The sequence below is a fragment of the Blastococcus sp. SYSU DS0753 genome (genome assembly GCF_054051175.1).
The window spans coordinates 1-25,573 of sequence record NZ_JBJHAT010000020.1 but is presented as its reverse complement, the minus strand read 5'-3'; the positions used below and the strand labels follow the sequence as shown (position 1 = coordinate 25,573).

At 75.6% G+C, this 25,573-nt stretch carries 30 protein-coding genes and 1 pseudogene; 17 read left to right on the top strand and 14 right to left on the bottom strand.

Features of this window, described 5'->3' with window-relative positions:
• Nucleotides 1–7 precede the first annotated feature (7 nt).
• From ACI799_RS14865 to ACI799_RS14850, 4 genes are read left to right on the top strand one after another with little or no spacing between them, the layout of a single operon-like run.
• Nucleotides 8–1,093, top strand: a complete 1,086-nt coding sequence (locus ACI799_RS14865) for a prenyltransferase (RefSeq protein ID WP_456598564.1) — start codon at nucleotides 8–10, stop codon at nucleotides 1,091–1,093.
• Nucleotides 1,090–1,965 (top strand): glycosyltransferase family 2 protein, encoded by an 876-nt coding sequence (locus ACI799_RS14860; protein ID WP_456590985.1) that lies wholly within the window; start codon nucleotides 1,090–1,092, stop codon nucleotides 1,963–1,965. Before ACI799_RS14865 ends, ACI799_RS14860 begins: the two co-directional genes overlap by 4 nt.
• Nucleotides 1,962–2,909, top strand: coding sequence for a glycosyltransferase family 2 protein (locus ACI799_RS14855; RefSeq protein ID WP_456598565.1), 948 nt, complete (start codon nucleotides 1,962–1,964; stop codon nucleotides 2,907–2,909). The genes ACI799_RS14860 and ACI799_RS14855 overlap by 4 nt, the downstream gene beginning before the upstream one ends.
• 42 nt (nucleotides 2,910–2,951) lie before the next feature.
• On the top strand, nucleotides 2,952–3,263 hold the full coding sequence (locus tag ACI799_RS14850) for a hypothetical protein (RefSeq protein WP_456590987.1): 312 nt from the start codon (nucleotides 2,952–2,954) through the stop codon (nucleotides 3,261–3,263).
• A gap of 16 nt (nucleotides 3,264–3,279) precedes the next feature.
• Here ACI799_RS14850 and ACI799_RS14845 read toward each other — a convergent pair whose 3' ends face one another.
• The 4 genes from ACI799_RS14845 to ACI799_RS14830 all read right to left on the bottom strand — a co-directional run bounded on the left by ACI799_RS14845 (nucleotide 3,280) and on the right by ACI799_RS14830 (nucleotide 6,164).
• Complete coding sequence (locus ACI799_RS14845) at nucleotides 3,280–3,612, bottom strand: TraR/DksA family transcriptional regulator (protein WP_456590988.1); 333 nt, start codon at nucleotides 3,610–3,612, stop codon at nucleotides 3,280–3,282.
• Nucleotides 3,613–3,744: 132 nt separating this feature from the next.
• A complete protein-coding gene (locus ACI799_RS14840; RefSeq protein WP_456598566.1) occupies nucleotides 3,745–4,362 on the bottom strand; it encodes a class I SAM-dependent methyltransferase in 618 nt (205 codons plus the stop codon).
• Between the two features lie 14 nt (nucleotides 4,363–4,376).
• Nucleotides 4,377–5,651, bottom strand: a complete 1,275-nt coding sequence (locus ACI799_RS14835; RefSeq protein ID WP_456613384.1) for a YibE/F family protein — start codon at nucleotides 5,649–5,651, stop codon at nucleotides 4,377–4,379.
• Nucleotides 5,652–5,699: 48 nt separating this feature from the next.
• Nucleotides 5,700–6,164 carry an STAS domain-containing protein gene (locus ACI799_RS14830; protein WP_456590991.1) on the bottom strand — a complete coding sequence of 155 codons (465 nt, stop codon included), beginning with the start codon at nucleotides 6,162–6,164 and terminating at the stop codon, nucleotides 5,700–5,702.
• A 156-nt stretch (nucleotides 6,165–6,320) separates the two neighbouring features.
• Here ACI799_RS14830 and ACI799_RS14825 point away from each other — a divergent pair, with 156 nt between their 5' ends.
• The 7 genes from ACI799_RS14825 (at nucleotide 6,321) to ACI799_RS14795 (ending at nucleotide 11,633) form a co-directional block, all read left to right on the top strand.
• A complete protein-coding gene (locus ACI799_RS14825; RefSeq protein ID WP_456590992.1) occupies nucleotides 6,321–6,818 on the top strand; it encodes an Hsp20/alpha crystallin family protein in 498 nt (165 codons plus the stop codon).
• Nucleotides 6,819–6,921: 103 nt separating this feature from the next.
• On the top strand, nucleotides 6,922–7,269 hold the full coding sequence (locus ACI799_RS14820; RefSeq protein ID WP_456590993.1) for a helix-turn-helix domain-containing protein: 348 nt from the start codon (nucleotides 6,922–6,924) through the stop codon (nucleotides 7,267–7,269).
• A gap of 60 nt (nucleotides 7,270–7,329) precedes the next feature.
• Nucleotides 7,330–7,650, top strand: a complete 321-nt coding sequence (locus tag ACI799_RS14815; RefSeq protein ID WP_456590994.1) for a metal-sensitive transcriptional regulator — start codon at nucleotides 7,330–7,332, stop codon at nucleotides 7,648–7,650.
• A gap of 25 nt (nucleotides 7,651–7,675) precedes the next feature.
• Complete coding sequence (locus ACI799_RS14810; RefSeq protein ID WP_456598567.1) at nucleotides 7,676–7,888, top strand: heavy-metal-associated domain-containing protein; 213 nt, start codon at nucleotides 7,676–7,678, stop codon at nucleotides 7,886–7,888.
• Nucleotides 7,889–7,901: 13 nt separating this feature from the next.
• Nucleotides 7,902–8,810: a hypothetical protein gene (locus tag ACI799_RS14805; protein ID WP_456613383.1), complete on the top strand. Its 909-nt coding sequence runs from the start codon at nucleotides 7,902–7,904 to the stop codon at nucleotides 8,808–8,810.
• Nucleotides 8,807–11,128, top strand: a complete 2,322-nt coding sequence (locus ACI799_RS14800) for a heavy metal translocating P-type ATPase (protein ID WP_456613382.1) — start codon at nucleotides 8,807–8,809, stop codon at nucleotides 11,126–11,128. Before ACI799_RS14805 ends, ACI799_RS14800 begins: the two co-directional genes overlap by 4 nt.
• Before the next feature lie 97 nt (nucleotides 11,129–11,225).
• The gene (locus ACI799_RS14795; protein ID WP_456613381.1) at nucleotides 11,226–11,633 is read left to right on the top strand and encodes a hypothetical protein; all 408 of its coding nucleotides are present in this window, start codon (nucleotides 11,226–11,228) and stop codon (nucleotides 11,631–11,633) included.
• Here ACI799_RS14795 and ACI799_RS14790 read toward each other — a convergent pair.
• From ACI799_RS14790 to ACI799_RS14775, 4 genes are all read right to left on the bottom strand, one after another.
• Entirely contained in the window at nucleotides 11,619–12,077 is a 459-nt protein-coding gene (locus tag ACI799_RS14790; protein WP_456613380.1) for a zinc-binding dehydrogenase, read from the bottom strand. The two genes, ACI799_RS14795 and ACI799_RS14790, sit on opposite strands and share 15 nt — an antisense overlap.
• Nucleotides 12,078–12,291: 214 nt before the next feature.
• Nucleotides 12,292–13,854 carry an acyl--CoA ligase family protein gene (locus tag ACI799_RS14785; protein ID WP_456613379.1) on the bottom strand — a complete coding sequence of 521 codons (1,563 nt, stop codon included), beginning with the start codon at nucleotides 13,852–13,854 and terminating at the stop codon, nucleotides 12,292–12,294.
• A gap of 53 nt (nucleotides 13,855–13,907) precedes the next feature.
• Nucleotides 13,908–14,180: an amidohydrolase family protein gene (locus ACI799_RS14780; protein ID WP_456613378.1), complete on the bottom strand. Its 273-nt coding sequence runs from the start codon at nucleotides 14,178–14,180 to the stop codon at nucleotides 13,908–13,910.
• Nucleotides 14,177–14,371 (bottom strand): hypothetical protein, encoded by a 195-nt coding sequence (locus ACI799_RS14775; RefSeq protein ID WP_456591013.1) that lies wholly within the window; start codon nucleotides 14,369–14,371, stop codon nucleotides 14,177–14,179. Before ACI799_RS14775 ends, ACI799_RS14780 begins: the two co-directional genes overlap by 4 nt.
• Here ACI799_RS14775 and ACI799_RS14770 point away from each other — a divergent pair.
• Both ACI799_RS14770 and ACI799_RS14765 read left to right on the top strand, forming a co-directional pair.
• Nucleotides 14,324–14,425, top strand: a pseudogene (locus ACI799_RS14770) (FCD domain-containing protein); the annotation flags it as partial. The gene ACI799_RS14775 and the pseudogene ACI799_RS14770 sit on opposite strands and share 48 nt — an antisense overlap.
• A 65-nt stretch (nucleotides 14,426–14,490) precedes the next feature.
• A complete protein-coding gene (locus tag ACI799_RS14765) occupies nucleotides 14,491–14,613 on the top strand; it encodes an FCD domain-containing protein (RefSeq protein WP_456613377.1) in 123 nt (40 codons plus the stop codon).
• A 13-nt stretch (nucleotides 14,614–14,626) separates the two neighbouring features.
• Here the strand turns inward: ACI799_RS14765 and ACI799_RS14760 are convergent, their stop codons facing one another.
• Entirely contained in the window at nucleotides 14,627–15,553 is a 927-nt protein-coding gene (locus ACI799_RS14760) for a M56 family metallopeptidase (protein ID WP_456591001.1), read from the bottom strand.
• Between the two features lie 18 nt (nucleotides 15,554–15,571).
• Entirely contained in the window at nucleotides 15,572–15,934 is a 363-nt protein-coding gene (locus ACI799_RS14755) for a BlaI/MecI/CopY family transcriptional regulator (RefSeq protein ID WP_456591002.1), read from the bottom strand.
• Between the two features lie 121 nt (nucleotides 15,935–16,055).
• On the opposite strand from ACI799_RS14755, the gene ACI799_RS14750 reads away from it, so the two are divergent.
• Genes ACI799_RS14750 through cydC form a run of 3 tightly spaced genes read left to right on the top strand, consistent with a single transcriptional unit; the run spans nucleotide 16,056 to nucleotide 22,105 of the window.
• Entirely contained in the window at nucleotides 16,056–17,645 is a 1,590-nt protein-coding gene (locus tag ACI799_RS14750; protein ID WP_456598574.1) for a cytochrome ubiquinol oxidase subunit I, read from the top strand.
• A gap of 36 nt (nucleotides 17,646–17,681) precedes the next feature.
• Entirely contained in the window at nucleotides 17,682–18,725 is a 1,044-nt protein-coding gene (cydB, locus tag ACI799_RS14745) for a cytochrome d ubiquinol oxidase subunit II (RefSeq protein ID WP_456591004.1), read from the top strand.
• Nucleotides 18,722–22,105: a thiol reductant ABC exporter subunit CydC gene (cydC, locus tag ACI799_RS14740; protein ID WP_456613376.1), complete on the top strand. Its 3,384-nt coding sequence runs from the start codon at nucleotides 18,722–18,724 to the stop codon at nucleotides 22,103–22,105. The genes cydB and cydC overlap by 4 nt, the downstream gene beginning before the upstream one ends.
• 6 nt (nucleotides 22,106–22,111) lie before the next feature.
• Here cydC and ACI799_RS14735 read toward each other — a convergent pair whose 3' ends face one another.
• A complete protein-coding gene (locus tag ACI799_RS14735) occupies nucleotides 22,112–22,741 on the bottom strand; it encodes a hypothetical protein (RefSeq protein ID WP_456591006.1) in 630 nt (209 codons plus the stop codon).
• 17 nt (nucleotides 22,742–22,758) lie between these two features.
• On the opposite strand from ACI799_RS14735, the gene ACI799_RS14730 reads away from it, so the two are divergent.
• Nucleotides 22,759–22,992 (top strand): hypothetical protein, encoded by a 234-nt coding sequence (locus tag ACI799_RS14730; protein WP_456613375.1) that lies wholly within the window; start codon nucleotides 22,759–22,761, stop codon nucleotides 22,990–22,992.
• Between the two features lie 13 nt (nucleotides 22,993–23,005).
• On the opposite strand, the gene ACI799_RS14725 is transcribed toward ACI799_RS14730, so the two are convergent.
• Genes ACI799_RS14725 through ACI799_RS14715 form a run of 3 tightly spaced genes read right to left on the bottom strand, consistent with a single transcriptional unit; the run spans nucleotide 23,006 to nucleotide 25,396 of the window.
• Nucleotides 23,006–23,416 carry a universal stress protein gene (locus tag ACI799_RS14725; protein ID WP_456598576.1) on the bottom strand — a complete coding sequence of 137 codons (411 nt, stop codon included), beginning with the start codon at nucleotides 23,414–23,416 and terminating at the stop codon, nucleotides 23,006–23,008.
• A complete protein-coding gene (locus ACI799_RS14720) occupies nucleotides 23,413–24,954 on the bottom strand; it encodes a tripartite tricarboxylate transporter permease (RefSeq protein ID WP_456613374.1) in 1,542 nt (513 codons plus the stop codon). The genes ACI799_RS14725 and ACI799_RS14720 overlap by 4 nt, the downstream gene beginning before the upstream one ends.
• On the bottom strand, nucleotides 24,947–25,396 hold the full coding sequence (locus tag ACI799_RS14715) for a tripartite tricarboxylate transporter TctB family protein (RefSeq protein ID WP_456613373.1): 450 nt from the start codon (nucleotides 25,394–25,396) through the stop codon (nucleotides 24,947–24,949). The genes ACI799_RS14720 and ACI799_RS14715 overlap by 8 nt, the downstream gene beginning before the upstream one ends.
• Between the last annotated feature and the right edge of the window lie 177 nt (nucleotides 25,397–25,573).

Sequence of the window (25,573 nt, the reverse complement as noted above, 5' to 3'; positions counted from 1 at the left end):
CGGCCCGGTGCTGCCCGAGCTGCCCGGGGTGCTCGGCGCCGACCAGGTGCGGCAGACGGTCGCCTGGATCGCCGGCGAGCAGCATCGCGACGGCGCGCTCCCCTGGTTCGCCACCGGGCAGCTGGACCCCTGGGACTCCGTCGAGGCGGCGATGGCGCTGGACCTGGGTGGCGAGCACGCCCGGGCGGCGGCCGCCTACCGGTGGCTGGCCGGCCGGCAGCGGGCGGACGGCAGCTGGGCGGCCGAGTACCGCGGCGGCGAGGAGTCCGCACCCGCCGCGGAGAGCAACCACGCCGGCTACCTCGCCGTCGGGCTCTGGCACTCCTGGCTGGTCTCCGGGGACGAGCAGCTGGTCACCGAGCTGTGGCCGGCGGTGCGGGCCGGCCTGGACCTGGTGACCCGGATGCAGCTGCCCGGCGGAGCGGTCTCGTGGGCGCTGCGGCCCGACGGCACCCCCGACGACCTCGCGCTGCTCACCGGGAACGCCAGCCTGTTCCAGGCGCTGCGCTGCGGCCTGGCGCTGGCCGAGCTGGCCGGCGAGGCCCAGCCGGACTGGGAGCTGGCCGTCGCCGACCTCGGCACGGCCCTCCGCCGGCGACCGGAGGCGTTCGCCGACCGGTCCCGCTACTCCATGGACTGGTACTACCCGGTGCTCGGCGGCGCCGTCACCGGTGCCGCGGCCCGCGACCGGCTGGCCGGCGACTGGCACCGGTTCGTCGTCCCGGGTCTCGGCATCCGCTGCGTCGCGGACCGGCCGTGGGTGACCGGGGCCGAGACCTGCGAGCTCGCGCTGGCCCTGGTCGTCGCCGGGCAGCGCGACGCCGCCCTCGAGCAGGTGGCCGCGATGCAGCACCTGCGGGACGACGACGGCTCCTACTGGACCGGGTTCGTCTACCCGGACGACGCGCGGTGGCCGGTCGAGCGCACCACGTGGACCGCCGCGGCCGTGCTGCTGGCGGCCGACGCCCTCTGCGGCGCCTCCCCCGCCAGCGGGCTGTTCGGCGACCCCTGGGCGCTGCCGGCAGCGGGCATGGCGGACGCCACTCCGACCGCTGATTGGCTGGCCGGAGGCGCGGGCACGGTGACCCCGTGACCGCGCCCTCCCCGACCGACCGGGCTCCCTCCCCCGACGTGACCGTCGTCGTCGCGAGCCGCAACCGCCGCGAGGACCTGCTGGCGACGCTGCCGCGTCACGAGGCCCCGGTGGTGCTCGTCGACAACGCCTCCACCGACGGCACCGTGGACGCGGTGCGCCAGGCGCACCCCGAGGTGACGCTGCTGCCGCTGGACCGCAACGAGGGCGCCCACGGCCGGACGCTGGGTGCCGCGCGCGCCCGCACCCCGTTCATCGCCTTCGCCGACGACGACTCGTGGTGGGCACCGGGCGACCTCGCCCGCGCGGTGGCGATCATGCGGGCCCACCCCCGGCTGGCCCTCCTCAACGCCCGCATCCTGGTCGGGCCCGAGGAGCGGCTCGACCCGGTCTGCGCGGAGATGGCCGCGAGCCCCCTCGGCACCGCGCGGGACCTGCCCGGCCCCTCGCTGCTGGGCTTCGTCGCCTGCGCCGCGCTGGTGCGCACCGAGGCGTTCGAGGCCGTCGGCGGGTTCGACCCGGTGGTCCGGTTCCCCGGCGAGGAGGAGCGACTGGCCCTCGACCTGGCCGCCGCCGGGTGGGGGCTGGCCTACGTCGACGAGGTGACCGTGCACCACCACCCGTCCCCCCGGCGCGAGGCCCCCGGACGGCGGCAGACCGGGATCTGGCGCAGCCGGCTGCTCACCGCGGCGATGCGGCTCCCCATGCGGGACGTCGTCCGGACGGCCGGGCGGGCCGTGCGCGCCGGTCGCCCCGGCGTCGAGGGCCTGCTGCGGGCGCTGCCCGACGCCCCGGCCGCCCTCCGCCGACGGGCACCGGTCCCCCCGGCGGTGCGGGCGGACCTGCGGGTGCTGGCCGGTGAGCGCGCGTGAGCACGACCGGCACGATCCCCGCGGCGGCCACCGGTGACCGCCCCGCCGGGCCCGACCCGCGCGTGGCCGTCGTCGTCATCACCCACCAGCGGCGGGACGAACTGCTGCTGGCCCTCGAACGCCTGGTGGCCCTGCCCGAGCAGCCGCACGTCGTCGTCGTGGACAACGGCTCGACCGACGGCACCGCCGATGCCGTGCGCGAGCAGTTCCCGCAGGTCGAGCTGATCGCCAGCGCGGAGAACCTGGGCGCGGTCGGCCGCAACCTGGGTGTTGCCCGGCTCGACACGCCCTACGTCGCCTTCTGCGACGACGACACCTGGTGGGAGCCGGGGGCGCTGCGCACCGCGGCGGACACGCTGGACGCCCACCCGCGGCTCGCCGTCGTCACCGCCCGGATCCTGGTCGAGCCGGGCGGTGTCGAGGACCCGATCGTCGCCGAGCTGCGCGACTCCCCCGTCCGCGGCGCCGACTGGCTGCCCGGCCCGGCGCTCGGCTCGTTCCTGGCCGGCGCCTCCGTGCTGCGCCGGGAGGCGTTCGAGGAGGTCGGCGGGTTCAGCGACCGGCTCTGGCTCGGGGGCGAGGAGGAGCTGATGGCCGGCGACCTCGCCGCCCGCGGCTGGGAGCTGTGCTACCTGGAGCAGCTCACCCTCCACCACCAGGCGAGCACCGCCCGGGATCCGCACAAGCGGCGGGCCGACGGCATCCGGAACACGCTGTGGACCACGTGGCTGCGGCGTCCGTTCCGCCCGGCGCTGCGGCGCACCGTGCACCTGCTGCGCACCGTGCCCCGCGACCGGATCACCGCGCGCGGCCTCGCTCAGGCCGTCCGCGGGTTGCCGTGGGTGCTGCGCGAGCGGCGGGTGCTGCCGCCGCACGCCGAGGCCCGGTTCGCCGCGCTCGAGGAGGCGCAGCGGAACTCGAAGGCCCGGCGGTACGTCAGCTGAGACCTCGTGCGGCCGGGGTGCCGCCGGCCTACCGTGCGAGCCGTGGAGAACGGGCAGGGGCGGCGCCACGTCCGGCTGATGACGGACTACGGGGCCGAGTGGCCGTTGTGGACCGTCGGCCTCACCGACCCCGGCCGGCTCGGGCTCTCCGAGGAGCTCACGGCCCGCCTGGCCGCCTGGAACGAGCTCTTCCAGGAGCATTTCCACTGGGACGGCGGCTGGCGCGATCCGGATGCCCGCGCCCGCTTCGCCGCGGAGGGCCCGCGCCTGCTGCGGGATCTGCGACGCGAGCTGCCCGACGACGAGGTCGAGCTCGACGACTGGACGCAGTCGGGGGTGTTCGGCCCCGGGTGACCACGCGGCCGGCGCCTCAGCGGGCGCAGTCGATGCAGGTGCGGGCGGTGGGGCGGGCGGCGAGCCGCTCCGGCGCGATCGGCCGGCCGCAGGTCTCGCAGCGGCCGTAGGTGCCGTTCTCCACGGCGACGACCGCGGCATCGACGTCGGCCAGCCGGCGCCGCGCCTGTTCCAGCAGCGCGACCACCTGCTGGCGCTCGAACGCGATGGTGGCGCCCTCCGGATCGTGCTCGTCGTCGGCGTTGGAGGCCTGCGAGGCCGCGACGATCGCGTCGAACTCGCGGGTCAGCGCCTCGATCTGCGCGAGCGCCTCGGTCCGCGCGCGGGAGAGGTCGTCGGGTGGGAGCACCGGGCCATCCTCCACCCCGGTGCCGACAGGACGACGCCTCCGCAGTGGGCGCCGACCTCACCCACGGGCCGCCGTCCGCGCGCTGCAGCACGCGGACGGCGGCCGTGCGGTGCGGTCTGCGGCGTGGGCGCCTCAGGCGGTGCGGCGCAGCAGCCGCAGCGACCCGCTGCCCGGCAGCTCGTCGAACTCCCCGCTGTCGAGCACCCGGCGGTAGACGCCGTAGGGCGCCTGACCGCCGTCGGCCGGGTCGGGGAAGACGTCGTGGATGGCGAGCGTGCCGCCGACGGCGAGCTTGGCCACCCACGCGTCCTGGTCGCGGCGCGCGGACTCCTCGGTGTGGCTGCCGTCGAGGAACAGCAGCGCGAGCGGCGTGCTCCACAGCGGGGCGAGCGTCTCCGACCGGGTGACGACGGCGATCACGACGTCCTCGGCGCCGGCCTCGGCGATGGTCCGGCGGAAACGCGGCAGGGTGTCGATCCGCCCGACGGCGGGATCCACCAGCGACGGGTCGTGGTACTCCCACCCGGGCTGGTGCTCCTCGGAGCCCCGGTGGTGGTCGACGGTGACCACCTGGCGACCGGTCTCCCGCGCGGCCGCGGCCAGGTAGAGGGCCGACTTGCCCATCCAGCTGCCCACCTCCAGCAGCGGCCCGGGGACGGGGATGGCGCGGGCGGCCTCGTACAGGGCGCGGCCCTCGTCGTCGGGCATGAAGCCGGAGGCCGCCCGGGCGGCGGCGAGCAGGTCGGTCACGCGCACAGCCTGGCTCATCGGGCGAACCGGGTGCGCAGGGCGGTCAGCCCTCGCTCCGTGGCGGTGCCGGCCTGGGTGTCCGCCGCCTTGGCGAAGAAGGCACCGGCCGCCGTCGTCACCGGGACGGCGAGCACCAGCGCGATCGCCCCGACCAGCGTGCGGATGACCTCCTCGGCCAGGGCTGCGCTGGTGATGAGCGTCCAGACGGGCGTGGCGTAGATCTCGAACAGCAGGAGGAGGGGCAGCGCCGCCCCGGCGTAGGCGAAGACGATGGTGTAGACCGTCGAGGCGATGTGGTCCCGGCCGACCGCCATGCCGCGGGCGTAGAGCTCCCGCCAGGTCATCTCCGGGGAGACCTCGTGCAGCTGCCAGATCGCCGACGCCTGGGTGATGGTCACGTCGTTGAGCACGCCCAGGCCCGCGACCACGATGCCGGCCAGCACCAGGCCGGAGAAGCTCAGCGTCGGGTCGTAGCGCTGGAGCGTGAAGGTCTCGTCGTTGGTGAGCCCGGTGAGCCGGGCGGCCGAGACCGCGAGCGACCCCATGACCGCGACCAGGGTGAGCCCGAAGAGGGTCCCCACCAGCGCGGTGGTCGTCCGGGCCGAGAACCCGTGCGCCAGGTAGAGGACGACGAACATGATCGCCGCGGAGCCGACCAGGCTGACCAGCGTCGGAGAGTCCTCGCTCAGCAACCCGGGCAGCACGAACTGCAGCAGCACGAAGAACGCGAACGCCAACCCCACCAGGGACGCCAGCCCCCGGAGCCGCGCCACCAGCCCGACGACGAGGGCGAAGGCGACGGCCAGGACGATGATCGGCGTGCTCCGCTCGTAGTCCCAGAAGGCGTACGTCGGGCCACCCTCGGCGCCCCCGTCGCGGGTGAGCACCAGCGTCTCCCCCTCCGAGACGCCGGCGGCGACCACCTCCGGCGGCATGTCCACCCGCTCGAAGTTCCCGGCACCCTCGCCCTCGAGGACCTCCACCACGGCGGTGGCGCACGTCTGCGGCGGGCCGGCGGGGTCGAGGCCGCAGTCGAACGTCTCGATCGAGACGATCCGCCCGTCGGGGTAGGTGGTCCCCGGCGGCAGCGCCTGCTCGGCCGCCTGTTCCGCCCGGGTCGGCTCCCCGCTGGGCCAGAGCGCGATCAGCCCGATGACCGTGGCCAGGCCGACGGGCACGAGCAGCAGGAGCATCAACCAGACGGCGCGCCGCCGCCGGCCGAGCGCCTCCTCGGTGGGCGGGGGCGCGTCCGGATCGGGACCGTGGCTGTGGGCATGCGTGGACGACACCCGGCCAGGCTAGGAGCCCCGTGGCCGCGGAGCCGCCCCGGCGCCGGGTCAGGTGTGTCGCGGGTCCGGCGGCGCGGGGCTCCCGCCGGTCGACGCCTCGGTGACCACCCGGCCGTCGTCCGTCACGACGGTGAAGCGGTGCCAGAGGCCGGTGAGCTGCAGGGGGCGCGACACCGAGGACGGCGGCTGCACCAGGACCGTGGGGATCCCGCGGGGCACCCCGAGCTTCTGCAGCTGCACCAGCACCGCGAGCCCCGCCGAGTTCATGAAGCCGACCTCACGCAGGTCCAGCTCCACCCGCTGCAGCGAGTGCTCGGCGAGCAGCAGGTCGGTGAGGGTGCGCACGAGTGGCCGGCGCGCGGCCTCGGTCAGCTCGCCGCCGACGACCAGCCTCGCGGTGTCCCCCTCGACCGTGTGCGACACGGAGGGCTCGGCGGACGGCGCGTCGGCGTGCGGTGAGTCGTTGGTCGTCTCCTCCACGGTCCGGTCCTGCCCCGCCGGGCCGCGGTTCACGCACCCGACGGTCGGCCCACCGGCAGCCGACGCGGGGAACATTTTTCCGCGAGGAACGTTTACCAGGGTGCGCGACCGAGGTAATCTGTAGCCGCCACTAGAGGTTCAGACCTCGGGCAGCGAACACGAGTACCACCGTCACAGGAGGTTCCAGCCATGATGCTGACCGCTTACGACCCGTTCGCCGCCACGTCCGCCGCCTTCCGCGCGCTGGATCAGCTCACCGGCCGTGGCGGGAATGCGACCGCCCGCCCGCTCTCGGGCATGCCGATGGACGCCTACCGGGTCGGCGACAACTTCGTCGCCCACTTCGACCTGCCCGGCGTGGACCCCGGCTCGATCGACCTCTCGGTGGAGGGCAACACCCTCACCGTGAGCGCCGAGCGCTCGGTCCCCCAGCTGGAGAACGCGGAGTGGACGGTCGCCGAGCGCCCGTTCGGCAGCTACACCCGTCAGCTGGTGCTCGGCCGCAGCCTCGACACCGACCGGCTCGAGGCCAGCTACCACGACGGCGTGCTGACCATCAGCATCCCGGTGGCCGAGCAGGCGAAGGCGCGCAAGATCACCGTGACCCGTGCCGACACGCCCGCGGCCGTCGAGGGCCGCACCATCGAGGGCGAGGCGCAGCGCGAGGCCAAGGCGGTCGAGAGCTGATCGCGGCCGAACCGGTCAGCACCACAGGGGCCGGGCCCGTCCAGGGCCCGGCCCCTGTTCCGTTCGACGCCCGACGCGGCGTCCCGACACCCGGAGGCGGGCGATGGACCCCGACCGCACTGATCCGCTGCGCCGACTGGACGATCCGGACTACCCGGCCCTGACCATGAGCCAGGCGGCCGAGCTGCTCGGCGTGCAGGCCGCCTTCCTGCGCAGCCTGGACAACTCGGGCGTGCTCTCCCCGCACCGCTCCCCCGGTGGTCATCGCCGCTACTCCCGCCAGCAGCTGGCCCTGGCCGCGCGCATGCGGGGCCTGCTCGACGACGGCCACCCCGTCGCCTCGGCCGAGATGATCGTCGGCCTGCAGGACGAGCTCGCCGCGGCCCGGGCCGACCTGGCCAGGCTCCGGGCGGAGGAGGAAGAGGAGGGCGCGACCGGACTTGACGCATAACCCTAGGGGGGTATGGTGTTCCTCGGCGTCGCGGGGCGCGGCGCCGGCAGGAGGGACGACGTGGACACGACCGACGGTGCCTGCAACGACCACGAGCACGCGCACGGCTACATCCACCGCAAGGACGACTACCTCAAGCGCCTGCGGCGGATCGAGGGGCAGGCCCGCGGCCTGCAGCGCATGGTGGAGGACGAGAAGTACTGCATCGACATCCTCACCCAGGTCTCGGCCATGACGAAGGCGCTGCAGGCGGTCTCACTGGGGCTGCTCGAAGAGCACCTGAGCCACTGCGTCGTCGACGCGGCACGAGCCGGTGGCCGGGAGGCCGAGGAGAAGGTCCGCGAGGCCACCGACGCGATCGCCCGCCTCGTCCGCTCCTGACCCGTACACCCGAGAGGACCCCCCCATGACCACCACCGCCAGCTACACCGTCACCGGCATGACCTGCGGCCACTGCGTCAGCTCGGTCACCGAGGAGGTCTCGCAGGTACCCGGCGTGACCGGCGTCGAGGTCGACCTCGCCACCGGCGGCCTGACCGTCACCAGCGAGCAGCCGGTCGACGACGCCGCCGTCCACGCCGCCGTCGAGGAAGCCGGGTACGAGGTGAGCGGCCGCTGACGCGGCCGGTGCCATGAACACTCCCGCGAGGATCGCCGCGTTCGCCGTCGGCCTGGTCGCCGTCTTCGGCGCGGCGGTCGGCGTGGGCGCGGCCCTCGGCCCCGTGGGGCCGGCCGCGGACACCGCCGGTGCCGGGCACGCCGAGCCCGGCACCGGCCACGGCGACCACGACGCCGCCCCTGCACCGGCGGACGGACCGGGCGGGCTCCAGGTGACCCAGGACGGCTTCACCCTCGCCCTGGCCGACGGCACCGCTCCGGCCGGCCCGGCGACCCCGGTCGCCTTCACCGTCCGGGGTCCCGACGGCTCCCCGGTGACCGCCTACGAGACCGACCACGACGTCGACCTGCACCTCGTCGCGGTGCGCCGCGACCTGACCGGCTACCAGCACGTGCACCCCGACCTCGGGGACGACGGCGTCTGGCGGGCACCCCTGGCCCTGGAACCGGGCAGCTGGCGGCTGTTCGCCGACTTCACCGCCGCCGCCGACGGCGAGAACCGCGTCCTGGGCGCGGACCTCGCCGTGCCCGGCACCTACGAGCCCACTCCCCTGCCCGCACCGTCGGCGGTCGCGGAGGTCGACGGCTACACCGTCGTCCTGACCGGCGACCTCGTTCCCGGGGAGGAGACGGAGCTGACCCTGAGCGTCAGCCGGGACGGCGTGCCGGTCACCGACCTCCAGCCCTACCTCGGCGCCTACGGGCACCTGGTCGCCCTGCGGGACGGCGACCTCGCCTACCTGCACGTGCACCCCGCCGAGCCCGCCGGTGGCAGCCGGCCCGCGCCCGGACCGCACGTCTCGTTCGTCACCACCGCCCCGTCGGCGGGTACCTACCGGCTGTTCCTGGACTTCCGGCACGGCGACGCCGTGCACACCGCCGCGTTCACGGTGCCCGCGCAGGAGCACGAGGAGCACCCATGACCGCCGCCCCCGGCAGCACCACCGACGTCGAACTGCTCATCGGCGGGATGACCTGCGCCTCGTGTGCGGCACGCGTCGAGAAGAAGCTGAACAAGCTGGACGGCGTCACCGCCACGGTCAACTACGCCACCGAGAAGGCGAAGGTCAGCTACGCCGGCGGCGTCAGCACCGACGACCTCATCGCCACGGTGGAGAAGACCGGCTACACCGCGCGGCTCCCGGAGCCCCCGCGACCGGAGGCGCCCGCCGAGGACGACCAGGCCGACGGGCCGGCGCGCGCGCTCGGCACCCGGCTCGCCGTGTCGGCGCTGCTCAGCGTGCCGGTGGTCCTGCTCGCGATGGTGCCGGCGCTGCAGTTCGAGTACTGGCAGTGGCTGTCGCTGACCCTGGCCGCGCCGGTCGTCGTCTGGGGCGGCCTGCCGTTCCACCGCGCGGCCTGGACCAACCTGCGCCACGGCGCGGCGACCATGGACACGCTGGTCTCCCTGGGCACCCTGGCGGCCTTCGGCTGGTCGCTGTACGCGCTCTTCTGGGGCACTGCCGGCGTGCCGGGGATGACGCACCCGTTCGAGCTGACCATCGCCCGCACCGACGGCGGCGCCAACATCTACCTCGAGGCCGCGGCCGGGGTGACGACGTTCATCCTCGCCGGGCGCTGGTTCGAGGCGCGGTCGAAGCGCCGGGCCGGGGCGGCCCTGCGGGCGCTCCTCGAACTCGGCGCCAAGGAGGTCTCGGTGCTGCGCGGCGGCACCGAGCGGCGCATCCCCGTCGCCGAGCTCGGCCGCGATGACCTGTTCGTCGTCCGCCCCGGCGAGAAGATCGCGGCCGACGGCGAGGTCACCGAGGGGGCCTCCGCTGTCGACGCCTCGATGCTGACCGGCGAGTCGGTGCCCGTGGAGGTGCGCCCGGGCGACACCGTCACCGGCGGCACCGTCAACGCCGGGGGCCGGCTCGTCGTGCGGGCCACCCGCGTGGGGAGCGAGACGCAGCTGGCCCAGATGGCCCGGCTGGTGGAGGAGGCGCAGAACGGCAAGGCGGAGGTGCAGCGCCTGGCCGACCGCATCTCGGGCGTCTTCGTCCCGGTCGTGCTGGTGATCACCGCCGGGACGCTCGGCTTCTGGATCGGCACCGGCGCGGGGCTGCCCGCCGCCTTCACCGCCGCGGTCGCCGTGCTGATCATCGCCTGCCCCTGCGCGCTCGGCCTGGCCACGCCCACCGCCCTCATGGTGGGCACCGGCCGCGGCGCGCAGCTGGGCATCCTGATCAAGGGGCCCGAGGTGCTGGAGTCCACCCGCCGGGTCGACACCGTGGTCCTGGACAAGACCGGCACCGTCACCACCGGCCGCATGACCCTGCTCGACGTCGTCCCGGCCGCCGGCGAGGACGCCGACCGCGTGCTGCGGCTGGCCGGCGCCCTGGAGGCGGCGTCGGAGCACCCCATCGCACAGGCCGTCGCCCGGGGCGCGACCGAGCGCACCGGCTCCCTCCCGTCGGTGGCCGAGTTCGCCAACGTCGAGGGGCTGGGCGTCCAGGGGGTGGTCGAGGGTTCCGCGGTGGTCGTCGGCCGCCGGCGCCTGCTGGCCGACTGGGCCATGCCGCTGCCCGCCGACCTCGAGCGGGCCGTCACCGAGGCGGAGGGCGCCGGCCGCACCGCGATCGCGGTCGGCTGGGACGGCGCGGCGCGCGGCGTGCTCGTGGTCGCCGACGCGGTCAAGGACACCTCCCCCGCCGCGATCGCGCAGCTGCGCGCGCTGGGGCTGACGCCGATCCTGCTCACCGGTGACAACGAGCAGGCCGCGCGGGCCGTCGCCGCCCAGGTGGGTATCGACGAGGTCGTCGCCGAGGTGCTCCCGCAGGACAAGGTCGACGTGGTCCGGCGGCTGCAGGACGAGGGCCGGACGGTCGCGATGGTCGGGGACGGCGTGAACGACGCCCCCGCCCTGGCGCAGGCCGACCTCGGCCTGGCGATGGGGACCGGCACCGACGTGGCGATCCAGGCGAGCGACCTGACCCTGGTGCGAGGTGACCTGCGGGTCGCGGCGGACGCCATCCGGCTGGCCCGGCGGACGCTGGCCACCATCAAGGGCAACCTGTTCTGGGCGTTCGCCTACAACGTCGCCGCCCTGCCGCTGGCCGCCGCCGGGCTGCTCAACCCGATGATCGCCGGCGCCGCCATGGCGTTCAGCTCGGTCTTCGTCGTCTCCAACAGCCTGCGGCTGCGCTCGTTCGCGCCGCTGCCGGAGAACCGGGACGCGACCCTCGCGGTGCCCTCCGGCCGCCCGGCGGCCGCTCCGGCCGAGCCGGCGGACCGCAGCTGACCGACGGGAGCGGCCGACTCCGGGGCGTGCACCGGACCGGCCGGGGTACCCCTGCGCGCAGTCGGACTCTGCCCAGTTGGACTGGGCGGAGTCGGACGTGCCCGGATACCTGTTCCCCCTCGGAGGCGTTCCGCTGAGTACCACCCTCGACCACGGCCGGCGATCGGCCGCCCGCGTCCTGTCCGGCGTCGGCCTGGCCGCCGGGCTGACCCTGGTCACGCGCCCGGCCACGCTCACCGGTCGGCTGGCGCCGCACTACCCGCGCCGCCGGCTGTGGGTGGCCCGGGTGCTCGGCGCGCGGCTGGTCGCCCAGCACCTCGCGGTGCTCGTCTCACCGGAACCCGCCGCGTTGCGCCTGTCCGCCGCGGTGGACGGGCTGCACGCGGCGAGCATGCTGCCGGTGCTGGCGCTCCCCCGCTACCGCCGGGCCGCACTGGTCAGCGGCGGGTTCGCGGCGGGTTCGGCGCTGGCCGACCGCTTGCTCGCCGGGTCAGGACCCCGCTAGCAGCAGCACCTTGCCCACGTGGCTGCTGGCCTCCAGGAGCACGTGCGCGTCCGCCGCCTGGCTCATCGGCAGGCGACGGTCCACCACCGGCCGGATGACCCCTGCCTCGACGTCGGGCCACACCTCGGCGAGCACGGCGGCCACCACCTCGGCCTTGCTGCCCGGCCCGGTGGCCGGCCGGCCGCGCAACGTGGTGGTGCGCACCTTCCCCCGCTTCCGCATCAGGACGCCGAAGTCCAGCCCGCCCCGGGTCCCGCCCTGCATCCCGATGGTCACCAGCTGCCCGCCGGGAGCCAGGACGTCGACGTTGCGCCCGAGGTAGGCCGCACCCATGTTGTCCAGCACGACGTCGGCACCGTGCCCGTCCGTGGCCTCCCGGACCTCGGCGACGAAGTCCTGCTCGCGGTAGTTCACCAGGATGTCGGCGCCCAGCTCCCGGCACACTGGAGCTTGGCCGCACTCCCGGCCGTGGTGGCCGCCCGCGCCCGGCCCGGGCGGCCAGCTGGATCGCCATCGTCCCGACCCCGCTGGAGCCGCCGTGCACGAGGAACGCCCGTCTCCCCGGGGGCCGGGTTGATCGTGGCGATCGCCATGGTCGCTCCCGTACGTGCGTCGTGGATGGGCGTCCGTGCTGCGGAGGGGGCTGCAGGCGGGGGGGTCAGCTGCGCTGCTCGCGCAGCAGGTTCTTCTGCACCTTGCCGGTGGAGGTCTTGGGGAGCTCTCCGCGGACGAACCGCTTCGGCGTCTTGAACGCGGCCAGCCGGGACCGGACGAAGTCGGCCAGCTCCTGGTCGGTGACCTCGGCGCCGGCCCGCAGCGTCACGTACGCGACCGGCACCTCGCCCCACTTCTCGTGCGGTTCGGCGACCACGGCCGACTCGACGACGGCCGGGTGCGCGTCGAGCGCCCGCTCGATCTCCACCGAGGAGATGTTCTCGCCCCCGGAGATGATGATGTCCTTGCTGCGGTCCCGGATCTCCACGTAGCCGTCCGGGTGGACGACCGCGAGGTCACCGGTGCGGAACCAGCCCCGCTGACCGTCCGTGTCGGCGAGGGTGACCGCCGCGGTCGCCTCGTCGTCGCGGTAGTAGCCGAGCATCACGTCGTTGCCACGGGCGACGATCTCCCCGACCGTCGTCGCGTCGCGCGGCACGTCGGCACCGCTGTCGTCCACGACGCGCAGCGGATCGGCGACCACGTTCCCCACGCCCTGCCGCGCCTTGAGCTCGGCCTGCTGGTCGGTGCCCAGCTCGTCCCACTCCGGGTGCCACTCGTTGAGCGCCAGCGGGCCGTAGGTCTCGGTGAGCCCGTAGAGGTGGGTGACGTCCATGTTCAGCGCCGACATGCGCGCCAGCAGGGTCGGCGTCGGGGGTGCCCCGCCGGTCTGCACCTCCACCCGGGGGTCCACCGGCCCCTCGGCCGCCTCGTCGGCGTTGAGGATCATCGTCAGCACGGTGGGCGCCGCGCTGAAGTGGGTGATGCCCTCGGTGCGCAGCAGCTGCCAGATGCGGGCGGGCTCGACCTTGGGCAGGCAGACGTGCGTGGCGCCGGCGGCCGAGACGGCCCACGGGAAGCACCAGCCGTTGCAGTGGAACATCGGCAGCGTCCACAGGTACTGGCTGGAGGTGCCGAGCCCGGTGTGCATCGCCATCGCCAGCGCCTGGAGGTAGGCCCCGCGGTGGGCGTACATCACGCCCTTCGGCCGCCCCGTGGTGCCGGAGGTGTAGTTCAGGGCGAGCAGACCGGTCTCGTCCGCGCACGGCATCGCCAGGGGCTCGCCGCCGGCGACCAGCTGCTCGTACTCGCTGTCGCGGTCCCCGGCCAGGACCAGGGGGATGCCGGCCGTCGCCGCCACCTCGGTCGCGGTCCCGGCGAAGTGTGGATCGGCGACCAGCAGGGACGCCCCGGAGTGCTCCAGGACGTACCCGAGCTCGGCCGGGGAGAGCCGGGTGTTCAGCGGCACGATCACCGCGCCCGCCCACGGGATCCCGTTGTGCAGCTCGAGCATCGTGGCGCTGTTGGCGCACAGCGCCGCCACGCGGTCGCCCGGCGCGATGCTGCGCGCGGCCAACCCACCGGCCAGCCGGCGGGAGCGGTCGGCGAACTCCCGGTAGGTGAACCGGCGGTCCCCGTCGATGATCGCGGTGCGCTCGGGGAACACCCGCGCCGACCGCTCGAGGTACGCCGTCGGGCTGAGCTGGCTGAACGTGAACGAGGCCATCCGGGTCTCCTGACGGGTCAGTCGGTGGGGAGCGGGCCGTGCTGAGCCCTGGGTCACACCCTGCCCGGTCCTGAGCCGACCGGCTCGCGGGACGGCGCGCCGACGGGGCCGAACCCGTACCGGCGGGCGGGGCTGTCCACCAGGACGGCGTGCCGGACGGCGGGGTCGGGCACCCAGCGGTCCAGTCGCTCGCGCAACCCCGCGGCGTCGGGGCGGGGCAGCTGCAGGTTCACGTGCGGCCAGTCGGTGCCCCACAGCAGGTTCTGCGGCCGCACCTCGACGAGGGCGCGGACCGGGCGGCGATCGCCTCGTCGTGCCGTTTTCACGCCTCGGCGAACGCGGCGCCGCCGGCCTCGGCCTCCACGCCGGCCGGCAGCAGCCGCTCCAGCCCGGAGAGCGTCACCCAGACCTGGTCCTCGGCGAGGAGGACCTGCAGGAGCTCCGGGACATCGTGGCCCTGCAGAAGTCCATCTCCGTCGAGGATCCGCGGGTCCCCGCACTGGACGAGCAGTTCCACGGGGCCATCGCCCGCGCCTCCGGCAACCGCGTCCTGGCCTCCTTCGTCAGCGCACTGCACTTCGAGACCGAGCCGGTGCACTACCTCGACCTCTCCCCCCCGAGGTGGGCCGGACGACGGTGCGCCAGCACCAGCGGATCGTGCGCGCGCTCGCCGAGCAGGATCCCGCGGCCGCAGAGGAAGCGGTGATCGAACACCTCCCCTATCTGCGCGAGCACCTGCTGGCCTACCAGCAGCGCTGAGGCCCGGCCCCGCTCAGCCCACCGCGGGCACCAGCAGCAGCGCCGTCGGCAGGAGCAGCAGCAGGACGGCGGCGGCGAGGGCCGTCACGCGGGCCGCGGGCGGGAGCGGGTCGGCCGGCTCGAGCAGCCGTACCACCCGGGCCCGCACCCCCGCCCCGGCCACCGCGAGGGCTCCGCTCGGCACCCCGCCGGAGCCACCCGCGGCCGCGACGATCGCCTCGGCGAGCGTGCGCCGGGGAGCGGCACCGCGCAGCGACCTCAGCGCCACGTCGTCGGCCCGCATCTCCACCAGCTCCCGGACCGCGCCGTAGGCACGCTCGGCCGCCGGCAGCACCGGCAGCGCCGCCTTCCACGCCACGAACGGCAGCAGCAGCAGGTGGTGGTGCTCACCCAGGTGCGCCCGCTCGTGCGCCACGACGGCGGCGAGCTGCTCGTCGTCCAGCTCGGCGACCATGCCGGAGGAGAGCACCAGCAGCGGCCGGGCCCCGGGGATGCAGAACGCCACGGGGGCCGGGTGCTCCAGCAGCCGGGCATCGGGCTGCGGCGCCGGCTGCACCACCAGCTCCAGCAGCGCGCGGTGCCGGCGCCGGGTGCGGGCGATCCGCACCCAGGAGAGCACCAGCACCCCGACCAGCTCGAAGGCCAGCACGCCGGCGAGGGTCAGCGTCACCCAGTGGTCGCCCCGGACCGGGTCGACGGCGGAGTGCCCGGTCAGCACCGCCCACCCCGCCTCGGGCAGCGAGTGCCCCCACGGCGCGAGCCCGTGCACCAGCAGCGCGCCGATGATCGACAGGCCGCCGGCCAGCCCGATCGCCTGCCAGCACAGCAGCGCGACGAGCGGGTCGCGCGAGGGCCAGCGGGACCGGGCCAGCAGCGCCGGCACCGGCCAGGCCAGGAGGGCGGCGAGCGCCGCGAGGGCGGCCGCGGTGGCGGGGAGCACGACGAGGGACGCGAACGGTCAGGCGGTGTCGCGGGAGGGCGGCCCCGCCAGCAGCTCGCGCAGCAGGCGCGCCTCCTCCTCGTCCACGCCGCCCACGAACCGGGCGAGCACGGCCTGCCGGTCGGCGGCCTGCCCCAGCACCTCGCGCATCACCTGGGCCGCGTGGTCCTCCCGGCTGGCCCGGGCGGAGAACCGGCGGGGCCGGGCGGCGTCGTGGACGACGAACCCCTTCTGCTCCAGCCGGGTCAGCACGGTGTGCACCGTGGTCAGCGCGACACCGCGATCGGCCAGCTCGTCCCGCAAGCGGGTCGCGGCCACCGGGCCGTCGGCGGCCCACAGCCGCTCCATGACGGCGCGCTCGAGCTCTCCCAGTGAAGCCATCGGTCCTCCTGTCCGGCGGATCACACCGCACTCTTCTACGTGTCGTAGAAAATCTCTTCTACGAAGCGTAGAAAGAACGTGTCGATAGTACGTCGGCCTCGACGACGAGGGGACAGGTGCCGTGGACGTCCTGGACGTGGCGCGCTGGCAGTTCGGGATCACGACCGTCTACCACTTCCTGATGGTCCCGCTGACCATCGGGCTGGGGCTCGCGGTCGCCGTCATGCACACCATGTGGGTGCGCACCGACAAGCCCGAGTGGCTCCGGATGACCCGGTTCTGGGGCAAGATCTTCCTGATCAACTTCGTGCTCGGGGTCGCGACCGGGCTCGTGCAGGAGTTCCAGTTCGGGTTGGCGTGGAGCGAGTACTCCCGCTTCGTCGGCGACGTGTTCGGCTCGCTGCTGGCGCTGGAGGCCCTGCTGGCCTTCTTCCTCGAGTCGACCTTCCTGGGGCTGTGGATCTTCGGCTGGGGCCGGATCCCGAAGAAGGTGCACCTGGCCGCCCTGTGGGCGGCGGTCATCGGCTCGACCGTCAGCGCCTACTTCATCATCGCCGCCAACTCCTGGATGCAGCACCCGGTCGGGGTGGTCGCCGACGACGCCACCGGCCGCCCGGTGCAGGTCGACTTCCTCGCCGTGCTGACCAACAACACCGCGCTCGCCGCTTTCACGCACACCATCGTGGCCGCCCTCATGGTCGCCGGCGCGCTGCTGGTCGGCGTCGGGTTGTGGCACCTGCGCCGGCGGAAGCTGGCCGGGCGCCCGGCCGACGAGATCGACCACGCGGTGTGGCGGCGGTCGGTCCGGATCGGCGGCTGGGTGTCGCTGGTGGCCTTCGTCCTGGTCGCCCTCACCGGTGACTGGCAGGCCAAGCTGATGTACCAGCAGCAGCCGCTGAAGATGAGCTCGGCGGAGGCGCTGTGCGAGACCGAGGCGCCTGCCTCCTTCTCGGTCTTCGCCTGGAGCAAGCTCGGCTCCAACGAGTGCGACGACGTCCACTCGATCACCGTCCCGGGCCTGCTGTCCTTCCTCGCGCACAACGACTTCACCAGCGAGGTCCCCGGCGTCAACGACCTCCAGGAGCGGTACGCCGAGGTCTACGGCGCCACCTACCCCGACGACCCGTCGCGCTTCGGCTCGCTGGCCGGGGAGCCGGTGGACTACCAGCCGCTGCTCGCGGTCACCTACTGGAGCTTCCGGCTGATGATCGGCATGGGTGCCGTCTCGGCGGGGGTCGCGGCCTACGCCCTCTGGGCGACCCGGCGCGGCCGGGTGCCCACCTCCCGGATCGGCGTGTACGGCGCGCTGGCCGCGGTGGGGGCTCCGTTCGCGGCCAACGCCGCGGGCTGGGTGTTCACCGAGATGGGCCGCCAGCCGTTCGTCGTCGTCCCCAACCCGGACGTGCCGGTCGACGAGCAGATCTGGTTCTTCACAGCCCAGGCGGTCTCACCCGGCGTCACCGCGGGCGAGGTCTGGACGTCGCTGACCGCGCTGACCCTCGTCTACGGGGTGCTGGCCGTCATCGAGGTCGGCCTGCTGACCCGCTTCATCCGGGCCGGCGTCACCGCGGGCGACACCAGCGCCACGCCCCCCATCGGCACCGGGAAGGACGACGACCGCCGCGAGGGACCGGACGGCGACGCCGGCGGCGTCGGGGGCGACGGCCGCGACCGCCGCCCCGACGACGACGTCCTCCAGTTCGCCTACTGACGCCCCGCACCCGCTCGTAGACCCGAGGACACTGTCATGGACCTGCAGACCCTGTGGTTCGCCGCCGTCGCCGTGCTCTGGATCGGCTTCCTGCTCCTGGAGGGCTTCGACTTCGGCGTCGCCGCCCTCCTGCCGGTGCTGGGCCGCAAGCCCGCCGACCGGCACCTGATGCTGCGCAGCATCGGCCCGCTGTGGGACGGGAACGAGGTGTGGCTCATCACCGCGGTCGGCGCGGTGTTCGCCGCCTTCCCCGGCTGGTACGCCACCTGGCTGCCGGCGCTCTACCTGCCCTTCGTGCTCGTGCTGCTGGGGCTGATCGTGCGGGCGGTGGCCTTCGAGTGGCGGCACCAGTCGCACGACGCGCGCTGGGACACCAGCTGGACGCACGTGATCACCGCCGGCTCGCTGATCGCCTCCCTCGGCATCGGCGCCGCCCTGGGCGCCACCACGCTGGGGATGCCGATCGACGGCGACGGCAACCGGGTGGGCGGCGTCTTCTCCGGCCTCGGCTGGCCGGCGCTGCTGGGCGCGGTCGCGGTGCTGGCCTTCTCCCTGGTGCACGGCGCGCTGTTCCTGGCGCTCAAGGTCGACGGCGACGTCCGGCTGCGGGCGCGGGCGTTCGCGCTCCGCTGGGCCCCGGTCGCCGCGCTGCCCCTGCTGGCGTGGGCCGGCCTGGTGCACCTGCGGTACGGCACGACCATCACCGCCGCGCTGTGGGCGGTCGCCGGCGCGGCCGTCGTCCTGGCCTGGACGCGGATGAAGCTCGACCGCGAGGGCGCGGCGTTCACCGCGTGGGCGGTGTTCCTCGTCGCCGCCGCGGCGACGATCTTCGGGGCCGCGTACCCGGTGGTCCTGCCCTCGACCCTCGACGTCGCCTTCGACCTGACCATCGCCGAGGCGTCGGTCAGCGACTACACGCTCACCGTGATGACCTGGGCCGCGGCGGTCGGCCTCCCGGTCGTGCTCTGCTACCAGGCCTGGACCTACTGGGTCTTCCGCCGGCGGCTGACCGCCGAGCCCCAGCACGAGGACGCGCCCGGCGCGGGCCGGGCCCCGGCCCCGGGCGAGGTCCCGGCGTGAGCGGTCCTGCGGCCGGGGCGCCGGCGCGCGCCCGGGGACCCCTCGGGGCGCTGGCCGGCGTTCCCGATCTGCGCGCGGCGCTGGTCCGGGCCGCGCTCGCCGCCCTCGTCCAGACCGGTGGCCTGGTCCTGCTGGCCGCCGGCCTCGCGCACGCCGTCGCCCGGGGCGCGGGGCTCGCCGACGGCTCCCCCGTCGTGCCCCTGGCGCTCGCCGCCGCAGGTGCCGCGGTGCGGGCGCTCGCCGGCAGCCTCGGCGAGGTGCTGGCCGCCCGGGACGCACGCCGGGCCGAGGACCTGCTGCGCCGCGAGCTGCTCGACCGGCTCGCATCGTCCCCGGCTGCCCTGGCCGCCGGCGGCGGCCCCGCACCGGCGGCCGTGCTCGCCACCACCCGGCTGCACGACCTCGGGCCGGCGCTGGCCACCTACCTGCCGGCGCTGGCGCAGACCGTCGTCGTCCCGCCGGCGCTGCTGCTGGTCCTGGCGTGGACCGACCTGCTCTCGGCGGTGCTGGTGGCGGTCACCCTCCCGCTGGTGCCGCTGTTCATGGTGCTGGTCGGCAGGCACACGCAGGCGGCGACCGCCGACTCCGCGCGGGCCCTGGACCGCATCGCCGCGCACGTCGCCGAGCTGGTGCGCGGCCTGCCCGTGCTGGTCGGGCTGGGCCGGGCCGCCGAGCAGACGGCGGCGCTCGCCGCGCTGGGCGAGGCCCACCGCACCCGGACGCTGGCCACGCTGCGGATCGCCTTCCTCTCGGCGCTCGTGCTCGAGCTGATCGCCACCCTGTCGGTCGCGCTCGTGGCGGTGACCGTGGGCGTCCGGCTGGTCGAGGGGCACCTGGCCCTCGCGCTGGGGCTGACCGCGCTGCTGCTCGCCCCCGAGGCCTTCGCCCCGCTGCGGGCGCTCGGCGCGGCCCACCACGCCGCGGAGGACGCCGCCCTGGCCGCCGCCAAGGCGCGCGCGGTGCTGGCCGCGCCCGCCGGTGCTCCCGTCGCTCCGGCCCCCGGGGACGACGACCCGCGGGGCGCCGACGTGCTGGTCGCGGGCCTGACCGTCGCCTACCCCGGCCGGGCCGTCCCCGCCCTGCCGCCCACCGACCTCGCCGTCCGCCCCGGTGAGCTGATCGTTCTCCGCGGCCCGAGCGGATCGGGCAAGTCCACGCTGCTGGCCGCGCTCGCCGGCCTGACCGACCCGGCCGCCCGCGTCACGGGCGCGGTGACGGGTGGGAGCCCCGTCGCGGTCGTGCCGCAGTTCCCGCGCACCACCGGGGCCACCGTCGCCGACGAGCTGCGCCGGCACGCGGGCGCCGAGCCGGGGGTCGACGAGATCGTCGGCGAGGCGTACGTCATCGAGGCGCTGCGCCGCGTCGAGGCCGACGGGCTGGCCGGGCGGGCGCCGGAGTCGCTCTCCCCCGGCGAGCTGCAGCGGGTGGCGCTGGCCCGGGCCCTCGTACGGGTCCGCCGCGGCGCCCGGCTGCTGCTGCTCGACGAGCCGACGGCCCACCTGGACGACGACGCCCGCGGGCTGGTCGCGGCCGTGCTCGCGTCGCTGCGCGGCACGGTGACGATCGTGCTGGTCACCCACGACCCGGTGCTCGCCTCGCTCGCCGACCGCGCCGTCGACCTGCCCGTGCCCTCCCCCACCGCACCAGCCGTCGTCCGGCCTGCCGGCGCCGCTGCCACCCCGGCGCCCGGCGCGCGGTCGGGCACCGTGAGCACCGCGCTGCCCGGGCCGTCGCCGGCTGCCCCGACCGCCTCGACCGCACCGACCGCGGGCGCCCTGCGGCGCGCGGTGCTCGCCGGCGCCCTCTCCTCCGGCGCGGGGGTCGCGCTCACCGCGACCTCGGGCTGGCTGATCGTGCGGGCGGCGGAGATGCCGCCGGTGCTCACGCTGCTGGTGCTCACCGCCGGCGTCCGCTTCTTCGGTCTCGCCCGGGCCCTGCTGCGCTGGCTGGAACGCATGACCGCGCACGACGCCGCGCTACGGCAGGCCACCGACCTGCGGGTGCGGGTCTGGCGGGCGCTCGCCGCGCAGGGCCTGGCCGCCGACCGCACGCCGGGATCGGCCCTGGCCCGCGTGGTGGCTGACGTCGGCGTGGTCCAGGACCTCACCGTCCGGGTCCGCCCGCCGCTGCTGGTCGCCGCGGTCGTGCCCGCGGTCACCGTCGCGGTGCTCGCGCTGATCCACCCGGCCGCCGCGGTCGTGGTCGCCGCCGTGCTGGCCGCCACGGTGGGCGCCGTCCTGCTCGCCCACCGCGGCCTCGACGCCGGCGCCGCCCGCGCGGAGAGCGCCCTGCGGGTCGCGGCGCTGCGCGAGACGAGCACGGTGCTCGAGGGGCTGCCCGACCTGCGGGCGCACGGGCTGGCCGCCCGGGCCGCGGCGGAGCTCGGGGCGTCGGCCGCCCGGCAGGCAGCCCGCGCCGGCACCCGCGACCGGGCCGCCGCGCTCGGCAACGGCCTGGTGGTGCTGGGCACGGGCCTCGCCGCGGTGCTCGGCACCGCCGCGGCCTGGGCGGGCGGCCTCTCCGGCCCCGCGCTGGCGGCGCTCGCGCTGGCTCCCCTGGCCCTCGCCGAGCCGCTGTCCGGTCTGGTCGCCGCCCTGCAGCGGCGCGGCGCGCTCGCCGACGCGCGGGCCCGCCTCGACGCCGTCCTCACCGCCCCGGTCGCCGCCGACCCCGCCGATCCGGTGCCCGCGCCGGCCGGCATCTCGTCCCTGCGCACCGAGGGCCTCGTCGCCGGCTGGCCCGGCCGGGCCGACGTGCTGCACGGCGTCGACGCCGAGGCCGAGGCCGGCGCGGGCTGGCTGGTCGTGCGCGGGCCGTCGGGCAGCGGCAAGTCGACGTTCCTGGCCGTGCTCATGGCGGCGCTGCGCCCCCGCGCCGGGGACTACCTGGTCGACGGCGTGCCCACCGAGCGGCTGACCGGCGAGGCCCTGCGCAAACGCATGGCCTGGCTGCCGCAGGAGGCGCACGTGTTCGCTTCCACCATCCGGGCCAACCTCGCGCTGGCCGCCCCACGCGGGGAGCTCGCCGGCCCGGCCGGGGAGGCACGCATGCTGGCCGCCCTGACTGCCACCGGGCTGAGCGGGCTGCTCGCCACGCTCCCCGACGGCCTGGACACCCCGGTCGGGGCCGGAGGCACGGCGCTGTCCGGCGGCGAGCGCAGACGGCTGGCCGCCGCACGGGCGCTGCTGGCGGACCGGGACGTCGTGCTGCTCGACGAGCCGACCGCGCACCTCGACGCCCCGACCGCCGCGGCGCTGGTGCGCGACCTGCGGGCGGCACTGGCCGGGCGGGTGGTCGTCTGCGTGACGCACGACGAGCTGGAGAGCGCCGGCGACACCGTCGTCCGGCTCGGCGAGACGGCGACCCGCACGCCCGCCTGAGGCCGGTCAGCCGTTGGGGACCTCCACCGGGATCTCCGGCCCGAGGCGGGCCCCCCGCAGCAGCTGGAGGTCGTCGCCGGACCAGAAACTCCCGGGGTCGTAGGCGTTGGCCGGTCGGTCGGCGGGGAGCAGCCCCATCGCCGTGTACGTCGCCGCGACGAGCTCGGCGCAGTAGACCGTCTCGGTGCTGGTGCCCCGGCGCAGCCGGCCGTTGATCCAGCCCCCGGCCAGCCGCCGGGTCGTCGGGAAGGGCCGGCCGTCCATCCGGGCGATCGTGCGCAGGACGGCGTCCTCCATGGCCGGGGTCACCCCGCCGTCGTCGGAGGGCCCGACCAGCTGCCGCAGCCACGCCCGCTGGCCGTACTTCACCCGCCAGGTGACGACGGCGTCGCGCAGGTCGTGCAGCTGGACCCCGCGCTGGTGCTTGCCCGTCCAGACGTCGGGCAGCGACCGGCCGAGCTCGGCGTGCCACAGCAGCGGGGGCAGGTCCTCCAGCACCACCGCCATCCCGACGTGGTTCACCGGGGCGTTGGTCAGCGTCTGGATGGCCCGGTCGGCGACGGACGCGCCGCGGAAGATCCACACGTCGCCGGTGCGGGTGAGGTCGACCGCCTCGTCCAGGGTCAGCGTCGGCACGGCGCTACCGTACGGACGTGCGCCTCTGGAAGCTGCTCGGCCTGGCCGGCCTGGCCGGAGTCACCGCCGGCGGTGTCGTGCTCGCCCGGAACGAGCGGCAGCGCCGCGCCTACACCCCCGACGACGTGCGGGCCCGCCTGCACGAGCGGGCGGCTGCAGCCCCGGAGCCGGAGGAGCCGGCACCGGCGACCGCCGCCGAGCTCACGGCGGGCCGCAAGCACCGGCTGGCCCGGGCGCTGCGCCGCCGTTGAGAGGCGCCCGCGGTCACCCGCGGCCGTCGGCCTCCCCCGCCTTGACGGCCAGCACCTGGCACTCGGCGTCCAGCAGGATCCGCTGGGCGTCGCTGCCGAAGATCAGCTTCCCGGTCGGCGACCGACGGCGGAGCCCGATGACGATCAGCGAGGCACCGAGGCGCTCGGCCGCCGCCACCACCTCCTGCGCGCCGTCCCGGCCCCCGACGTGCTGCTCGAGCTCGAAGGGGACACCGGACTCCTCGAGCAGCCGCCGGACCTCCGCCAGGTCCTCGGCGGTCGCGTAGGACGGGTCGACGTAGGCGTCCCCCCGCGACGTGTTGAGCACGTGCAGCGGCTGGTTGCGCAGGTCCGCCTCCTCGACCGCGGCGCGCAGCGCTGCACGCCCCTCCGGCTTGGGCACGTATCCGACCACGATGGTCACGAGCGGGTCCCTTCTGACGTCACGGGTTCGGACCGGGCCTGGCCGAGCTCCGCCTCGATCCGTGCCTGCCGGCGCTTGACGTACACGCCGGCGGCCAGGAAGACGAGGAGCAGGGTGTAGACGATCGCGGCGAACGGGCTGGTGATCAGCGCGCTCGGGTCGCCCTGGCTGATCGCCAGGGTCCGCCGCAGCTGCTCCTCGGCGATCGGCCCGAGGATGAGACCGACGACCGCCGGTGCGACCGGGAAGCCGAACTGCCGCATCCCCCAGCCGAGCACGCCCACCGCGAACAGGAGGATCATGTCCGCGGTCGAGGCACCCACCGCATAGCTGCCCAGCGCGGCGAAGGTGAGGATGCCGGCGTAGAGGTACGGGCGCGGGATCTGCAGCAGCTTCACCCAGACGCCCACCAGGGGCAGGTTGAGCACCAGCAGCAGCAGGTTGCCGATGTAGAGGCTGGCGATCAGCGTCCACACCAGCGGCGCCTCCTGCTCGAAGAGCAGCGGGCCGGGCTGGATGCCGTAGCTCTGGAAGGCCACGATGATGATCGCGGCCGTCGCGGAGGTCGGCAGGCCGAGGGTCAGCAGCGGCACCAGCACGCCGGCGGCCGCGGCGTTGTTCGCCGACTCCGGGCCGGCCACGCCCTCGATCGCGCCCGTGCCGAACTCCTCCTTGCGCTTCGAGAGCTTCCGCTCCATGGAGTAGGAGAGGAACGTCGCGACGTCCGCGCCGCCGGCCGGGATGGTGCCGATCGGGAACCCCACCGCGGCGCCGCGCAGCCACGGCTTCCACGAGCGCCGGAAGTCCTCGCGGTTCATCCAGCTGCCGCCGATGGGCACCAGGGGCAGGGGCCCCTTCCGCATCCGGGAGGCGACGTAGAGCGCCTCGCCGACGGCGAAGATGCCGACCGCGACCACGACGACGTCGATGCCGTCGGCCAGCGCCGGCAGCCCGAAGGTGAAGCGCTGCTGCCCGGTGAGCGAGTCGGTGCCGACCATCGCCAGGAGCAGCCCGACCGCCAGGGCGGCGATCCCGCGCGCCGGCGAGGCGCCGAACATCGCGGCCACGGTGAGGAAGGCCAGCACCGTGAGCGCCACGAAGTCCTGCGGGCCGAGCTGGACGGCGAGGTCGGCCACCACGGGCGCCAGGAAGGTCAGCGCGATCGTGGCGATGGTGCCCGCGACGAACGAGCCGATCGCCGCCGTCGCCAGCGCCGATGCCCCCCGCCCCGCCCGGGCCATCGCGTTGCCCTCCAGCGCGGTGACGATGGACGCCGCCTCGCCGGGGGTGTTGAGCAGGATCGACGTCGTCGACCCGCCGTACATGCCGCCGTAGTAGATGCCGGCGAACAGGATCAGGGCGGCGGCGGGCTCCAGGCTGTAGGTCAGCGGCAGGAGCAGGGCCACGGTCATGGCCGGGCCGATGCCCGGCAGCACGCCGACGGCCGTGCCCACGGTGACGCCGAGCAGCGCGTACAGGAGGTAGAGCGGCTGCAGGACGGCCGCGAAGCCGTCCATCAGCAGGCCGATGTCACCCAAAGAAGGGCACCCCCTCCAGCGGACCTGCGGGCAGGAACAGCCCGAGGACCTGCACGAACAGCACGTGGATGGCGACGTTGAGCACGGCGCCGACGACGGCGGCGCGCACGACGCGGGCGCCGAGGGCCCACGCCGTGCCGGCGAACAACAGGGTGGCGGCGATGGGCCAGCCGAGCGGCTCGATCAGCAGCACCAGCGCCGCGAACGAGGCGACCAGCTTGGCCACGGTGACCCAGTCGGTAGGGGCGCCGGCGTCGACGTCCTCGCCCTCCTCGGCGTGCCCGTGCTGCCCGCGCGCCAGGCTGACCGCGAGCGCCAGGGACGCACCGATCAGCAGCACGCCGACCGCGTACGGGAAGGCCCGCGGCCCCAGCACGTTGGCCGAGCCGGGCACGGTGATCGACGTCGTCTCCACGAGGGTGAACACCCCCACGGCGAACAACCCCGCGGTGATGGCGGCCTCGCCCCAGGACCAGGTCCGGGAGCGACCGCCCCGGGGGGGGGGGGGGGGGGGGGGGGGGGGGGGGGGGGGGGGGGGGGGGGGGGGGGGGGGGGGGGGGGGGGGGGGGGGGGGGGGGCGCCCGCCCCCCCTCGCGGGCGGGGTGGCGGTGGTATTAGA